The 16,203-nt window shown below is 40.4% G+C and carries 13 protein-coding genes; 11 read left to right on the forward strand and 2 right to left on the reverse strand.

The window, feature by feature from the left end:
* Positions 1-8: 8 nt before the first annotated feature.
* Genes BLV66_RS09535 through BLV66_RS09550 form a run of 4 tightly spaced genes read left to right on the forward strand, consistent with a single transcriptional unit; the run spans position 9 to position 2,370 of the window.
* Positions 9-293, forward strand: coding sequence for a PTS sugar transporter subunit IIB (locus BLV66_RS09535; protein ID WP_086985870.1), 285 nt, complete (start codon positions 9-11; stop codon positions 291-293).
* 11 nt (positions 294-304) lie between these two features.
* A complete protein-coding gene (locus BLV66_RS09540) occupies positions 305-1,144 on the forward strand; it encodes a class II fructose-bisphosphate aldolase (protein WP_086985871.1) in 840 nt (279 codons plus the stop codon).
* A 9-nt stretch (positions 1,145-1,153) separates the two neighbouring features.
* The gene (locus BLV66_RS09545) at positions 1,154-1,858 is read left to right on the forward strand and encodes a triose-phosphate isomerase (protein WP_086985872.1); all 705 of its coding nucleotides are present in this window, start codon (positions 1,154-1,156) and stop codon (positions 1,856-1,858) included.
* A complete protein-coding gene (locus BLV66_RS09550; protein ID WP_086985873.1) occupies positions 1,855-2,370 on the forward strand; it encodes a YjbQ family protein in 516 nt (171 codons plus the stop codon). The genes BLV66_RS09545 and BLV66_RS09550 overlap by 4 nt, the downstream gene beginning before the upstream one ends.
* Positions 2,371-2,707: 337 nt before the next feature.
* Here BLV66_RS09550 and BLV66_RS09560 read toward each other — a convergent pair whose 3' ends face one another.
* A complete protein-coding gene (locus BLV66_RS09560; RefSeq protein ID WP_086985875.1) occupies positions 2,708-3,412 on the reverse strand; it encodes an EAL domain-containing protein in 705 nt (234 codons plus the stop codon).
* A 925-nt stretch (positions 3,413-4,337) separates the two neighbouring features.
* Here BLV66_RS09560 and BLV66_RS09565 point away from each other — a divergent pair.
* From BLV66_RS09565 to BLV66_RS09580, 4 genes are all read left to right on the forward strand, one after another.
* Complete coding sequence (locus tag BLV66_RS09565) at positions 4,338-5,399, forward strand: NERD domain-containing protein (RefSeq protein ID WP_086985876.1); 1,062 nt, start codon at positions 4,338-4,340, stop codon at positions 5,397-5,399.
* A gap of 302 nt (positions 5,400-5,701) precedes the next feature.
* Positions 5,702-6,382, forward strand: coding sequence for a nuclease-related domain-containing protein (locus BLV66_RS09570; RefSeq protein ID WP_245826666.1), 681 nt, complete (start codon positions 5,702-5,704; stop codon positions 6,380-6,382).
* A gap of 36 nt (positions 6,383-6,418) precedes the next feature.
* Entirely contained in the window at positions 6,419-7,060 is a 642-nt protein-coding gene (locus BLV66_RS09575; RefSeq protein ID WP_086985877.1) for a plasmid pRiA4b ORF-3 family protein, read from the forward strand.
* Positions 7,061-8,196: 1,136 nt separating this feature from the next.
* Positions 8,197-9,009, forward strand: a complete 813-nt coding sequence (locus tag BLV66_RS09580; RefSeq protein WP_176974205.1) for a GGDEF domain-containing protein — start codon at positions 8,197-8,199, stop codon at positions 9,007-9,009.
* A 252-nt stretch (positions 9,010-9,261) separates the two neighbouring features.
* Here the strand turns inward: BLV66_RS09580 and BLV66_RS09585 are convergent, their stop codons facing one another.
* Complete coding sequence (locus BLV66_RS09585; RefSeq protein WP_086985879.1) at positions 9,262-9,966, reverse strand: EAL domain-containing protein; 705 nt, start codon at positions 9,964-9,966, stop codon at positions 9,262-9,264.
* A 431-nt stretch (positions 9,967-10,397) separates the two neighbouring features.
* Between BLV66_RS09585 and BLV66_RS09590 the strand changes: the two genes are divergently transcribed.
* The 3 genes from BLV66_RS09590 to BLV66_RS09605 all read left to right on the forward strand — a co-directional run bounded on the left by BLV66_RS09590 (position 10,398) and on the right by BLV66_RS09605 (position 16,185).
* Positions 10,398-11,447: a GGDEF domain-containing protein gene (locus BLV66_RS09590; protein WP_086985880.1), complete on the forward strand. Its 1,050-nt coding sequence runs from the start codon at positions 10,398-10,400 to the stop codon at positions 11,445-11,447.
* Between the two features lie 338 nt (positions 11,448-11,785).
* On the forward strand, positions 11,786-14,038 hold the full coding sequence (locus BLV66_RS09595) for a putative bifunctional diguanylate cyclase/phosphodiesterase (protein WP_086985881.1): 2,253 nt from the start codon (positions 11,786-11,788) through the stop codon (positions 14,036-14,038).
* Positions 14,039-14,184: 146 nt separating this feature from the next.
* Complete coding sequence (locus tag BLV66_RS09605; RefSeq protein WP_143033124.1) at positions 14,185-16,185, forward strand: EAL domain-containing protein; 2,001 nt, start codon at positions 14,185-14,187, stop codon at positions 16,183-16,185.
* The last annotated feature ends 18 nt before the right edge of the window (positions 16,186-16,203 follow it).

Below are 16,203 nucleotides of genomic sequence, written 5' to 3' on the forward strand. Positions count from 1 at the left end.
AATTCAAAATGAAAAAATTATTAATTATGTGCGGTACAGGTGTAGCGACATCAACCATAGTGACGAATAAAGTAAAAGAGTGGTTGCGCAGTAAAGGGCTAACGGATGATGTGAAGTTGTACCAATCCAAAATTGCAGATGAAATGAAGCGGATTGATGACTATGACATCATAGTGAGCACTACGGTAGTGCCAGATTCCATCAAAAATAAAGTCATTATGGGTCTCCCTTTATTGACTGGATTCGGTACGGAAGAGATGTACGCTGAGATTGAGAAAAAAATCAGAGAGTAGGGATTCGGAATATGCTTGTAACGACAAAAGAAATGTTCGATTATGCAGAAAAAGACAATTTTGCCATACCAGCAGCCAATTTTTTCGATCTGGACAGTGCTCGTATATATGTTCAGACAGCTGAAAAGCTGAAGAAACCTTTGATTCTTGCTTTTGCCCAATCCCATAGCGACGTGTTGAGTCTGGAAGAAGCTGCTTTGATTGGGAAGTATTTGGCGGAAAAAAGTATATCTCCAGTTGCATTGCACTTGGACCATGGACAGGATGAAGCATTTATTAAGAGCGCAATTGAATTAGGATTCACTTCGGTGATGATAGATGCATCAGAAGATTCATTTGAAGAAAATGTTCGTCGATCAAAAGCTATTGCAGACTTTGCGCATCAATTCGGAGTTGTTGTCGAAGCTGAAATTGGGCATGTCGGCTCCGGAAACAGTTTGGAAGCAACCGGAACGAGTGATTCGATTTATACGGATGCGAAAGAGGCCGTCTCTTTTGCTCAGTTGACTGGTGTTGATTCGTTGGCAGTATCCATCGGAACGGCTCATGGTCATTATGTGGGCACTCCAAAGATAGATTTTTCAGTACTCAAAAATATTCATGAAGCAATTGATGTCCCGCTTGTTTTGCATGGGGGTTCTTCTTCTGGGGATGAGAACTTGGAGCGCTGTGCATTGGGCGGTATACGCAAAATTAATATTTTCACTGATTTCATTACCAAAGCACTGAATGACATTCAAGAAGCTGATCCAAAAGATTATTTTGAACTGAAACTGGCCGCTAATCGAGGGATGGAAGAGATGTTGACACACTACTATACTGTTTTTCATACTGAATCTTATGAAGGCTAGGAGGTACCTATGAATACTAAACGCAAACTCAGAACACCATTTTTCGTTGTGAATCCAAAGGCATATTTGTATGGGGAAAAAGCTTTATCATTGGCACAAGCAGCAGATGCTTTAGCTGAAAAACATGATATTGATATTCTTTTTACAGTTCAGCATGTGGATGTCACTAAAATTCGTCAGGCCACGGAGCATATATTTATCACGGTTCAGCATCTTGATGGAATCCAAGTCGGCAGAGGCATGGGATACATTTTGCCAGAAGCTTTAAGTGAAGCTGGAGTTGATGCAACCTTCTTGAATCACGCGGAACACCAGATGGAATTGGGAGAACTGGTCAAAGCAATCAAGCGCTCGGACGAACTGGGTATCTTGACGATTGCTTGTGCAGACTCTATTGAAGAAGCCCGCGCTATTGCCTTGCTTTCACCGGATGTGATGGTTTGTGAGCCTACAGCCCTTATCGGAACGGGCCAAGCCAGTGATGACTCTTATAAAATCGAAACAAACAAGGTAGTTCGTGAAATCAATCCGGATATCCTGATGCTGCAAGCCGCGGGGATATCTTCTGTTAAAGACGTGGAGGATGCTTTACTGACTGGTGCGGACGGCACTGGAGGAACGAGTGGTATTGTATGTGCAACAGATCCAGCCGACATCATGCGTCAGATGATCGAAAAGGTTGTAGAAATTAAAGAAGGGCAGGCGGTCAAATGAAATTCGTCAAAAAGCAGCTGACATTGACTTCCAATGGCAGTAGGGTCACTTATCATAATATAACCGATGACGTGAAACAGATCATCGCTACTAGCGGCATAACCAATGGGGTTTGCGTGATACAATCCCCTCATACAACCTGTTCTGTCATTTTCGAGGAATATGTTCACGATACGGATTTCAATGGGGACGAATTTCTGCATGTTGACCTGAACCGAATCTTGGATCGGATTATTCCTAGAGAACTATCCGAAAATACAAATTATCGCTATCCAGGACCGAAACATTTGGACTTTTTGATGGAATTGGATGATCCGAATTACCCAAGTGATCCTGGAACCATTCTGAATGGTGATGCCCATATCCGTGCATCATTCTTCGGCGCTAGTGAAAGTTTTATTCTCAGTGAAGGAAAATTGGAAATTGGATCGGTAGGATATATCTATTTTATTGATTTTGATCAAAATCGGGTTCGCAACCGCACTTGCCATGTGATGGTGATGGGAGAATAGGATAGTTAATGAGATTTAGAATTTGTTAAATGAGGCGTGAGCTATTAGTGCGCGGAAATTAGTTCCGAAAAAGGAGACCAGTACCCATATAGCGGTAATGGTCTCCTTTTTCAATTTTGATGTTTTTCTTCGGCGAGAGATCTTCTGTCGTGAGCTGGGTGTCAGCTCCGATGAGCAGAGCGATCATCGGAAGACAGTGCTGAGCCGGGTAGCTCAACTCCTGCGAGCGAATGCTGCCCGGAGGACAGCCCCAGAATTCTGCGCCAACTACGACGACGGCGCCTCCCATCGGAGGAGAGAGAGCAAAATGCTTGGCCGCTGCTCCGGCCGTAAAATTTCAGCTCAGTACTTGGCCTTTCCCATGATAATAGCCTTGCTGGTAGACCATCCCTAATTTTTTAAGCTTGTTGCTGGTGCATTCTGACTCGACTCCTTCAACAATCATTTTAAGATGGTAATGGTTTGACAAATTATGCCAGCTGGTCAAGAAATTGAACATGATGTCTTCATTGAGGTTTTTGAAATTTAACAATGAGATTTTAATAGTATGAATATTTTGAATGTTTTTTGATATTAATTCAAAGTTATTTTGGCCACTCCCTATGTCATCAATTGCTAATGAAAAACCTTTATCCTTTAGATTTGAGATATAGTTTTGGAGGTGATTGGCTCCTTCGATTGGGTCAAATTCGCAGTAATGCTCAGTCAATTCGATTGAGACATTTCCTTTCATCGAGGAAATATTGTCCAAAAACCCCCAAGTTGAAGGATGTTGTAACTGTTTTGGATGCAAATTCAGCGATAATTTGGTGTTGCAGTGGCTATCTATTAATTTTGTCAGTTCCCTAAAATAATAAGCCATCAACTTGGCATTGCGTTCTTCCTTCTCAATGAACCAAAGGAACATTTTTTCAGGGAAAGCACACAGCTTTTTTGATCTTAATAAAATTTCGTACCCATCTATACTATTTGTCTGTGAACACAGCACGATTGGCTGACATACCAGGTATAAATCATCTAACAACTCCTGCATCTTATCCATTTACTTTTCCCCCTTTACGATCACTGCAAATGAATCGGTGAAAATATGTTGGACCGAATCCTACGGTTAAATAATTGCAACGATTAAAATAAAAGATATCCGATGATTATCCGAATAAAATTATGCATAAAAATTACGAACTATTGAAGACAATACCTCATCGCACTTTCCGAGCATCCCCGATTAAATTGGCATTTCATAAGAACTCTATCTTAAGAGAGGTGATCAACATGCGTCAAAAAAGAAAAACTTATATGTAACAGCAGTTACTCTGGCTGTAATTTAGCTTGATTAGAGAGCGCTCTATACGCCCGTAGGACGAATCTTTTTTCATATTCATCTTTGAGATTTTATTATGGATTATTGAGCTTATATACAATTTTACCGCTGTGATCCTAATTTGGGGAAAATAAGTCTTAAAAGAATAACCAATCCCGTATCCATTCACTGCCATATTTTCGCTGGGGGTTGCCGTGATGGTGCTTTCCCGAGAATAAGTAGTTCTCCAACCATACAAGTGTTGGAAGGAGAAGGTTATCCAAGTGGCTCAACTCCGGCGAATCCTCCGTAGTCGGAGTTGATCATCTTTTTGGGTGTTTTCTTCCGGCGGGAAGGTATCTGCCCGATGATCACTAGTTAGGAGTATTGCAATAATTTCTTTTAATCGTAGTCTATTCCGTTTGAATATAGTAAAATTGAGGGTGAAATAATTGTTTGTATTAAGTTGAAAAGCATAATTGATAAGCCCTCTGATTTGCAAGGTATTTTGTTTTTATTCTGAATGAACTTTTTGCAAGGCAGGGGCATTTGTGTGGTTGAGCCAGCCATTTTCAGGTAGGCACTGGAACGCATTTGCTCATTCACGAGCGAGTGATTGACAAGCCGGTGTATTATAAAATAACGCAAAAGTGATTGGAGGATTACAATGGGAGTTTTTGATTCATTCAAAGAATTGGTTACGCAAAAGCCGGTAGGTTTGAAGAAACCGGATTTTTATAAAGCCGACAGCGATGCAAAAAAGCAACTGGAGCGATTGCAGCAGCTATACGCCACCGCGCCGGATAGGGTGAAGCCGCAGATTGAGCGCGATATGAGGCTACTCGCGTACGGCATCGCTGGGGAGGAGAATGTCGCGTTTGAACTGAACAATAGTTACCTGCCGATTATCGTCCTGCACAATCTGCGCCTCGAGCACGAGGGACTGTCGGTTCAGATCGATTACCTCATCATCACCACGAAGATTTGCCTAGTCATCGAATGCAAGAACCTCTTCGGCAACCTCGAAGTGAACAGCCGGGGGGAGTTCATCCGCGAGCTGGACTTCAACGGAAAACGCAAAAAGGAAGGCATCTATAGTCCCATTACGCAAAACACGCGGCATATGGAGATGATCAAAAAAATCGGATCAGCAAATCAAAAAAATTTTGTTTCACGGACTACATTCGAAAAATATTTCGAAAAAAGCTACCAGTCCGTAATCGTGCTAGCAAACCCTAAAACCGTCATAAACGTGAAGAACGCGACCAAAGCAATCAAAGATCAGATCATTCGCAGCGATCAACTGATTGCCCACATCAAAAATCGGATTAGGGAAAGCAAAGATTTGGCATGGTCGGAAAAAGAGATGTATCAGATAGCTGACTTTTTCATGAGCCTACATAAGGAAAATACTGTCGACTATGCAAAGAAATATTTTCAGGAAGATAATACTGAACAGGCTGAAGAAACTCCTCAAGCTGAACTTGCTGTCGAAGAAACACCGCTTTATCAGGAACTGAAGCGATATCGCCATGAGACCAGTAAAGTGGAGGGTGTAAAGCCCTATCATATTTACAGCAATGCACAGTTGGATGCGTTGGTTGCTGGTATGCCTCGGAATCTTGATGAGCTCAGGAAGATTTCAGGATTTGGGGAGGTTAAGTGCGAGAAATACGGGCCTGCAATCATTGTGTTAGTGCAGAGATATAGAGCGGGTTCAACTAAATAAGCTCAACGATTGCATGCAAACAATCTCACAGTACCCCAAACTGAAAAAATGATTATGCTTGGTGGGAGCATCCATCTGTAGAAGATACCGTACCTCTGGCGAAGCCGTGTTTATCGCAGGTGACCTTAGTGGGAAATGCTGTTCTTCGGCGAGGATAATTTTCACGGTAGGACAGCCCAGATGAGAGGCTCCGATTCCGAAGAAGCCATACTTGGGCTGGTATTCCTATGAAATACAATGTTTTTTATATAGGCATGTGCTTCAATGAAACGTCATTACTCATATGAGAGGAGCTAACTAATTTGGATTCATTACTCTTTATATTCTTGGCGTTCTATATTGCACATCTGTATCAGAAAAAACGTTTCAATTCTTCCGGCTACAAAGACGCAAGTGGCCACAGCTTTTTTGATATACTAACAGATCCCGGTCGCAAAGGGGAGTATCTGATTTATCGTTCTTTAGAACGTCTGGATGGGCAACACAAATTATTAACGAATGTCTATTTGCCGAAAAGAGACGGCACCACCACTGAAATTGACCTCATCATGATTTCTGAAACCGGTATTTATGTGTTCGAATCGAAGAATTACAGTGGCTGGATTTTCGGTGACGAAGATAGCCGTAACTGGACCCAATCGCTCAAAGGCGGGAAAAAGTACCGATTTTACAATCCCATTTGGCAAAATAAGAAGCACATCAGCCACTTGAAAAGTCACCTTGGGTTGGGTAGCGAAGTGTTCCGTTCTTACATCATTTTCAGTGAACGCTGTGTGCTGAAAAAAATGTCCGTCCGCTCACCGGAAGTGAAAGTCATGAACCGGAATGTGCTGACAAGGGAAATCAACCAGGATCTGACTTCTCTGGCAAACAGACTGAACATCTGGGAAATCAACCAAATCTACAACGATCTCAGCAGATTTGCTCTGGCTGACGCCCAGACGAAACAATCGCATATCGACGCGATGCGATGGAAGAAGTGACACCCATGGATTTGAAGGAGGAAAGGATAATACTTTATGAAAGCATACATCATCAAAATAGAACTTGTGGATTCCAATCCTTTGATTTGGCGCAGGGTGATCATGCCAGCGGATGCGACGTTCAACCGTCTTCATGACGTGATCCAAGCGGTGACAAATTTCCAAAGCGGCTATCCGTCAGACGGCTATCATCTGTTCCGTTTTGATTTTCCGCCAGAAAAATTGGCTGTCACGAACGATGAGGAAGCCTACCTGGAGCGCTTGAAGATCGAAATTCGCAAACCGACCGGATTGAAAATCGACAAGTTTCTCGAAGCGCACAAAGAAATTCATTACCTCTATGACTTTGGGAGTGATTGGAAATTCATAATCACACTCGAAAATATCGTGGAAGACTACTATTTCGGCTATCCGACTTTGCTGGACGGTGCCGAATCAGCACCTCCCGAAGACGTCGGCGGCATTGATGGTTTCTATGAATTTCTGAAAATCTATCGTGATGAAACGCATCCCGAGCATGAAGAAATGAAGCAATGGGCCCAATTGCAACGGTTCAGGGAATATGATCCGGATAGGACAAACAGCATTTTGAAATCCCTCCACTACAAGAAGACTGAATGGAACAAAATCAACCACGACAATCACCGGATCATCGAAGACAAATATCGGAAGAATTGAAAAGATCGTAAGCCCGAAATATAGAAAAAAGCTCACCTAGAGGTGCGCGCCGCAAATAGCCGTATACCATGCGATTTTTTCGCGAGTATCCGGCTATTTTTTTATTTGCTGTTACATGTAAATGCGTCATTTGAATGCGGGCTTAAAAAGATCAGTGAGGCCTTCACCTCGCTGGTCTTTTTGACATTTATATATTTGCCATCTAGGCAAGCGCAACCCACCTCCGACGAGAGAAGCTCTTGACGGAGGAGACGATAGCGCCGGGTAATTCAACTCCTGGGAGCGAATGTTGGCCGGAGGAGGACGCGTGGTGGGTAGGCCGAACTCCGGCGAAGCCGCGGTGGTCGAAGGTGATGATCTTTTTGAGGGTTTTCCTCCGGCGGGAGGGCTGCTGCCCGGAGCTGTGTGTCAGCTCCGATGAGGCGGGCGCTCATCGGAAGACAGTCCTGCGCCAGATAGCTCAACTCCGGGGAGAGACTGTTGGCCGGAGGAGGATGCATTGCGGGCGGTGTACTCCGGCGAAGCCGCGATGGTCGGAGGTAATCGTCTTTTTAGATGTTGTCCTCCGACGGAGAACCCCTTTACCGGAGGAAACCGGCACCTCTGAAGCCTTGAAAAAATGGGAAATACAATATATTGGTGTAAAATATCACTTATTACGTTTGCATGAAATACAAAATTGTATTTTTTTGATTTATAAAAGTTTCCATTAATTTATAATGATATGTGTACCAACAAAAGTAGGTTATAATGAATCAGTTAATGCTGAGTACGGATTAAATATTTATATTCTTGAAGGGTTTATGCTGACGCATCAGGATACAGATTCTATCTTGAGCAGTCCAATCAAAATTTACAAAGAGTTATTTCTACTGGAATAGGTGTATAAGGAGCTTACAATGTTTAGTATACTGGCAAATATAGGGATCATGTTTCTGGCTGTTTATTTCTGTTTGAAAAGCGGAAGATTAGGAGCGAATCATGATCATACAACAAAATCTGGCCTTATCGGATGTATTTTACTGGAAGTACTGTTAGGCACGATTTTATTGAGTTTTTCCACGGTTATCTTGGGGATCAGATATGATTTCAGGGTGCTGTTGTTTTGTTTTTCCGCAAAGCATATGGATTGGAGGGTGACCAGTTCGAGCATTTTGTTGCTGGGGATAATCAGATTTTTTTGGGGAAATAGTGAGGCTGCCCAGGTAAACCTGATTGTCAGCATAATGTTGGCCATCACCTTGCCGATGATCGTAAAGCTTATTCGGAACAAAATGAACGATTTGACGCAACTGCTGGTCTTGGTCACCTTTGCGCTTATTCCTTCAATCCTCTTTACCAATCACATGATAATGGATAAAGGACTTGTGCTGTTGATCAGTATTATTTTGTTCGCTTTGAATTATGGCGCGGTTTTTGTGATGCATTCCTTTATTTCGGATCTATACGGTTTGATTGCCTCTGCCAACACAGACCACTTGACGGCGCTCAAGAATGTGCGGATCTTCAACAGTGATCTGATGGAAATGGAGCGGAAAAAGAATCCGGTCACGTTGGCGGTGATCGATATTGATCATTTCAAAAATTACAATGATCGTTATGGACATGACAGCGGGGACGCCATCCTGAAGCAGATGGCAGCTATGTTCAATGAACTGGCGACTCCGTACACCACTTTCTACAGAATCGGCGGGGAAGAATTCGGAGTGATTGCTGATTACTTTAGTCAAAGTGAAGCTGAGGCGTTCCTACATAATCTGAAGAGTACGGTCGCCCACAGAAATTTTGCTGCACAAGTCGGCGAAACGATCAACCTCACCATTTCGGTGGGAGTTGCCCATAGCCAGAATGGTGAAACTTTGAAAAAAACACTCAAGCGAGCCGACATTGCTTTGTATCAAGCAAAAGAAAACGGCAGAAACAGAGTGATGGTATCCGCCCGCGCGTAAGAATGAGGATCTGAAAATCTGTTAGCATAGCTGTATGTTAGAATAAAAAGCTGATCCCTGATGAGACGATACTCATCAGGGATTATTTGTACGTGGAATTGTAATGCATAAGGGCGTCAGCTCCGATGAGGAGGAGTTCTTGCCTTTTTGTGATCGATTATTTCGATTATACGCATGTCTGTTAGGCCAGCGGGACCGACCAAAAAAAATAGCCAAGTCCGGCGAAAGCCGGGCTTGGCTAGCTAACTAACCTCAAACCAACACTTGGCCTTTACCGTGGTAATAGCCTTGCTGATAAATCATACCCAAATTTTTAAGCTCATTGCTGAGGCTTTCAGATTCAATTCCTTCGACAATCATTTTAAGCTGATAATGTTCAGACAAATAAAGCCAGCTATTTAAAAATTTGAAAAGAACTTCTTCGTTCAAATTTTTAAACTTCAGCAGCGAAACCTTTATCGTGGTAATGTTCGGGATGTTCCTCGCTACTAACTCAAAGTTATTTTGACCACTCCCCACGTCATCAATCGCGACAGAGAAACCTTTTCTTTTCAGCTTTAAGATGTAATATTGGAGGTAATCCTCTCTATCTGACCGATCAAATTCGCAGTAGTGCTCAGTCAATTCGATCGAGACATTCCTTTTCATCGATGAAATAGTGTCCAGAAAATCCCAAGTTGAAGGATGCTGCAACTGTTTGGGGTGCAGATTCAGTGATAGCCTGGTATTGCTGTGGATAGCCATTATTTTTGCCAGTTCCCTCGAATAATAAGCCATCAATTTGGAATTGCGATGCTCCTCCTCGATGAACCACATGAATGTTTTTTCGGGAAAACGTTGTTGTTCTTTTGATCTTAATAAAATTTCGTACCCATCAATAACATTTGTATTTGAACATAGCATGATCGGTTGGCACACTATGTATAAATCATCTAACAACTCTTGCGTATCATCCACTCACTTTCCCCCTTCACAAATACTGAAAATTTACTATTGAGAATATGTTGAATCAAATCCTACGGTTAAACAGTTGCAGCAATCAGATAGATTATACTAGATGACTATTCGAATGCGCTTACTTTTTGATAAAACTGAAATTTCAAATCTAAAATTACCAACTAAAGTTAATGTATCGGCCTAAATATCATTTTTTTAAGTCCAAAATAAAATACAATATTGTATTTTGGCTGTGTAATTTTTTTTCAAAACTAATTAGTATTATACAATATGAAATAAGTAAGTTATAATTGGCAAGATATTACTGTTTAAAAGAAGATATTCACTGAAATCAAACGTTTGTTCCGATGTGAGGGATACTCAAACGTTATACAACGATTGAATAAAAAGATAACTTGTTTCTATTAAGGTATGCAAGTAAGGAGTGCACAATGATTAGTCTACTGGCAAATATTGGGATTATATTTTTTGCTATTTACTTCTACTTGAGAAGCAATTTTGGGTCGCCAAATCAAGATAATGAGAAAATATCCTACTTCATCAAATGTATTTTATTGGAAGTGCTGGTAGGAATCGTTTTGTTAAGCTTTTCCACGGTTGTTCTGGGGATAAGATATGACTTCAGATTTCTGATGTTTTGTTTATCTGCAAAATATATAGATTGGAAAATAACCAGTTCAAGTATCCTGTTGTTAGGGATCCTCAGGTTTTTCTGGGGCAGTACTGATGTTGCCCAAATCAATCTGGTCGTCAGCATTTTGCTGGCAATCACATTACCGTTGATAGCCCATTATACCCAGGATAAGTTGAAAGAGTTGACTCAATTGCTAGTCTTGGTCACTTATGCTCTCATCCCTACAATTGTGTTTACTAATCACCTGATAGCTGATAAAAAACTCGTGTTGGTGATATGCAGTATTCTGGTTACCTCCGGGTATGCCGCAACCTATGTTATGCACTATTTTATTACGGATCTTTACAAATTAATCGTATCTGCGAGTACCGATCACCTGACGACCCTTAAGAACGTGCGCACCTTCAACAACGATCTGATGGATGTGGAGCGGGAAAAGAAAGTAGTAACATTGGCAGTGATCGATATCGATTATTTTAAGGACTATAACGATAGTTTCGGACATGACAATGGGGATTTACTTTTAAAACAGTTAGCGCAGGTGTTCAATGAGCTTTCGAATTTTGATACAGATTTCTACAGAATCGGCGGTGAGGAGTTCGCCGTTATCATCGATACTTCAAATCAAAGGGATGCAGAGGAGTTCATTCATGACTTGCAGGAAATAGTCGCTCACAGGCGCTTCAGCACAACTTCAGGTGATCCGGTTAGCGTTACAATATCTGTGGGGGTGGCGCACAATCGCACAGGGGAAACCTTGAGAAAAACGCTCAAACGGGCTGATGTCGCGCTGTATAAAGCAAAAAAAAGCGGCAGAAACCAAGTTGTTATTTCGGTCCCGCATTAAAGACAGGGCTGTCCAGGAGTGGAATAAAACCTAGCCTTGTTTATGCTAAGTAAGTATTTTAAACTAACGTATAATCGACATCTGTTCATTCCCATTACAAAACAGCCACAACTGTTGATTAGACAACTTTTGTGGCTGTTTTTCGATTTTGGACAAAAAACCATTTTAGCATTTCAAGCCATTTTTTCGATAAGCAAATAATCAATATTGTTACTATAGTTTTGTACAATAAATGATATAATCATTTAAGTAAACAGTTGGGAATTGATATCTCTACTTTTCAAGAGATAGTTTCAGAACACAAAAATAGTGCAATAAGTGTTATCGGGGGTTGAGTGATGGGAAGAGACAAATTAAAGATGGTAGAGATAACCTATTTCTTGGTACCCTTTTTGATAATATCAACAGGTTTTTCGATTTTGACAGGTTTAACAGTCAAAAATCGAATTGATGAACAGTATAATCAGCTTGAAGAGACGACTTTAGAAATTGCAAACAGCTATTCCCACAGTTTGACTCACACAAGCGAAGCCTATGAGATCATTACAGAACTTTTGGATGAAAAAATAATGATAGCAAGTCAAGCCATCATGCTTATTGAAAATAAGGATAATAATGAGGTGTTGGATAGTATTTCTCAAACGTTCAATGTGGATGAAATACATTTGTACAACAATGAGGGAGTAATAACCAATAGCACTTATGAAGAATTTATCGGGTGGCAAGCATATGAAGGACATCCGGTTCATGATTTCATGATGAGCGATCAGACTATGTTGGTGGAAGACATCCGTCCGGACACCGAGAATGGCGTTTACTATAAATTTGGCTATGTTAAAGATGAGACGGGTGGATTTGTTCAATTAGGGATTTTGGCAGAAAATATACAGGATTTCATTGGGGCGTTTGAAATCACAAATTTATTAAGTGATATTTCAAATAGGGGAGATGTAAAACACGTATTCTTTGTCGACACGAAGTACGAAATCATTGCGAGCAGTCTTCCAAACTATATAGGCAGTACAATCGATGATAAAGATATTCGTGCGGAAATGGATGGCAATGAATCGGATGTACATAGAGATGAAATAAATGGATCTTCATTTTTTAGGGTTTCTGTACCTATATTTTTCGAAAATGAAAAAATAGGGTCATTGTTGATACATTGGCCAACTGATAAAGTGGATGCCAAAATTACTCAAATGTTTCGTTACGCTATTACAGTCTCCCTAATTATTATTAGTATAACGGGTAGCATCCTCTATTATGCTTATCGGAAAAATAAGTCCAACATCAAAATTGCTTACTATGATGAGCTTACGGGTCTCCGTAACAGTAAATATCTTACGGAGTATCTAAATCAAGTCCTACGAAATTCATACAAAAAAAATAAAGCGGTATTGCTTCTCAATTTTGTTAATTTTAAAACACTGAACATCACCTATGGATTTTTATATGGAGATGAGGTACTAAAACAGATTGCAGTTAAAGTCAGGACATTATTGGATTCGGAAGACTTATTTTTTAGGTTTGACGGAGACAGATTTATATTAGTACTAGACGATTACGCAGACCAGAAAGAACTTAGAGCATTCGCTGATAAACTTATGCACATTTTTGAGAATCCGATAGTGGAAGGAACGGAACATCAGTATGTGGATGTTCAAATAGCTATAGTGGAGATTAAAGATAGACATACCTCAACGGATAAAATCCTGCAGGATGCAACACTGACACTTTCTCATATCAAGGATAGTTCAATGGACCAAGTGGCTTTCTTTAACGAAGATATGGAGAAACGACTCCTGCGGCAAGATAAAATTGTGAAAGTATTGCGGGAAGTCATTGAAGCTACAGATACTGAATCTTTTTATCTGGAATTCCAACCGAAGCTCGATTTGATGAAACATAAAGTCATTGGGTTCGAAGCGCTGGCTAGGCTTCGAATTGAAAATCTGGGCCAGGTGGCTCCGGATGAATTTATTGCTTTGGCTGAGGAAAAACTGTTGATCTATGATTTAGGCAACCATATTCTATTGCTTGCATGTGAATTTTTGGAACGACTCCAGGATGAAGGTTTCCATGAAATGAGTGTAGCAGTCAATATATCCGGCATTCAATTACTTCGGGAAGACTTTGTGGAGAATCTGCAACAAAAACTCTTTTTATCAGAAAAAGGCAGGAAGCGTCTGGAATTCGAAGTTACGGAAACGGTGTTGCTCGACCATTTTAGCCAGATCAACGAAACATTAGAGGCAATCAAAAAAATGGGAATAGCCATTTCGCTGGATGATTTTGGGACGGGATATTCCTCGTTTTCTAGACTTGCTGAACTGAACATAGATACCATAAAGATCGATCGGTTCTTTATCGATAAAATAAGTCATACGGCTGAAAAGAATCTGATTATTTCCGATGTCATCTCTATGGCCCATAAAATTGGATTAAGCGTTGTAGCAGAGGGTGTAGAGGACGAACGGCAAAAGGCGTATCTACAAAAATATGGATGCGATATCATCCAAGGTTATCTTCTTAGCAAACCCTTAAATGAAGAGGATGCCATAAACTTTTTAAGACGTTACGAGGAGTAGTGTATTTATGAAAGATATTGTTTTGGACAGTCTATTTTTTATATTGACCAGTATGGGATACACGTTATTTGTGGCGGTCGTTTTGGCCATGATCGATAATTTCTTTTCGTATTCTGATGAATTGAAGCGAATAGGATCAATCGTTCTTGTTTTATTTGTTTTTTTTGAGCACCTCATTTCTGCTGGAAATTGATGGTTATGTAATCATGAGTGCAGCTCCGTTGCTATTGATCATCCTCCCTATGCATAAAAATAACCTCTATCTGGCTCATCTCGCTTTTTTGATTGGTACATGGGGAAATGGTGGGTTTATGCTGACTGCCTTGCTCTTCTCCGTTGTCAGCCTTGTTGTGGATGCCTTAATGAAACAACGTTCACTCAAAATATATGTAGGATTTTGCACAGTATTGCCGATTCTGTTTTCTGAGGCGATACTCGATCCACAAAGAAATGATTATGATGGGCGTGTTTTGTGGACGGTAGCAATTGTAGCGACAACAATCTTGCTCATTTCAGGGATAGCTTTGTTCATGAGCAAAAAAGGAACGAAATTGATGTATTTCCGAGAATATTTAGATTTGTTCTTGAATGTGTTTAATGAAATGTATACGTTCTATTATGACGGAAAATCAGACCGTATTCATTTCTCAAATAGACTTGTAACGTTTCTTGGATTAGAAAAAAGACCGTACTCTATGAAAGAATGGAATCTTTACCTGAATGAATTTATTGTAAATGATAATCATCATATGCAATCTGATGTTCGGGAAGGATTCTTTTTAGTTCCTGGAGTCGGAGATGTCAGACACATACGTTTTGAACAGCATCAAATATTTAAAAATGACTACATCGGTTTTGTTCGTGATGACACTCGCGGGATTTCGAAAGAAGATATTTTATATTTGCGCACCCAGAAAGATACCCTGACGAACTTCCCGAAAAGCACTGTATTTGCAGAGCGATTTCTTGAAAAGGTAAAAGCGCACAATTCAAAGACGCAAAAAGACTTTCTATTGATTTTTTTGCAGATTGATATCCGGACAGCGGGTTATTCTGTCTATGACATCGAATTAGAAGCGAAATTTCATAAAACGATTCTGGAAGAGGTCCGCGTGCGGTTTGTAGACTTAGAGATATTTTCGATTGTTTTTGGTGAGTACGTTTTGGTGTTGCCCTACGATCGGGAAGCATCAGGAGAGAATATTAAGTCTGAAATCTCGCGTTTACTTAATGCGCGGATTGATATGGACGGCATGATGGTCAGCAGCTTCAATAGACTTGGCTATCGCGATACGCACACTTATGAAATCCAAAACTACGACGATGCTCAGGAAATACTCAAACAACTGTTATACTGCCGTTCAGTATTAAAAAAAGAGAGTATGTTGAATAATTATCAATTCAAAGATTATGAATATAAAGAGTATATAAAAAAACAACGCAGGGTGCGTTTCTTGACTACCATCTTACAACATGAAAAAATAAACGCTGTTTATCAACCGGTAATCGATATTGATGAAGGGAAACCAATATTTTTTGAGGTGTTGACCCGAGTGGATCATGAAGCCTACAAAGATACCGGCATATTTTTTGATGATATCCAAGAATTTGCGCTGACTAGGGAAATTGACAAAGTCATTTTCAAACGCTTGAGAAAAGCTTTGGAAAATAGATTGATTCCCGTCTACAATTATTCAGTAAACATCTCATCTGATACCATAATGGATGAGAATATAATCTATGTTGCAGATTTTTTATATGAGAATGGATTTCAGCTTTACTTGGAACTGGTTGAGCGAAGTAGACATAGTATCAAATATGTAGAAGAAAGAGAATATTTTGCTAAAAAACATCATGCCGGTTTGATTGCGGACGACTACGGCACGGAATCTTCAAATATAGAGTTGCTGTATGATTTTAATTTTAATTCCATCAAAATTCCGAGGAAATTTATAGTCGATATCGATAAAGATGAGAAGCAAAGATTGTTCGTAAGTGCCATTTACCGATATTGTGTACAATTCGGGTTAGATTGTATAGCAGAGGGAGTGGAAACTGAATCCGAAAAGGAAGCTTTGAAAGAAATTGGAATTCATTTGATTCAAGGATTTATTTTTGGACAACCTAATAGTGAAGTGGTCTTATAGATCAGACAGGCGGGTGTG

Origin of the sequence: Trichococcus collinsii (assembly GCF_900107505.1) — a bacterium.
Taxonomy (GTDB): Bacteria; Bacillota; Bacilli; order Lactobacillales; family Aerococcaceae; genus Trichococcus; species Trichococcus collinsii.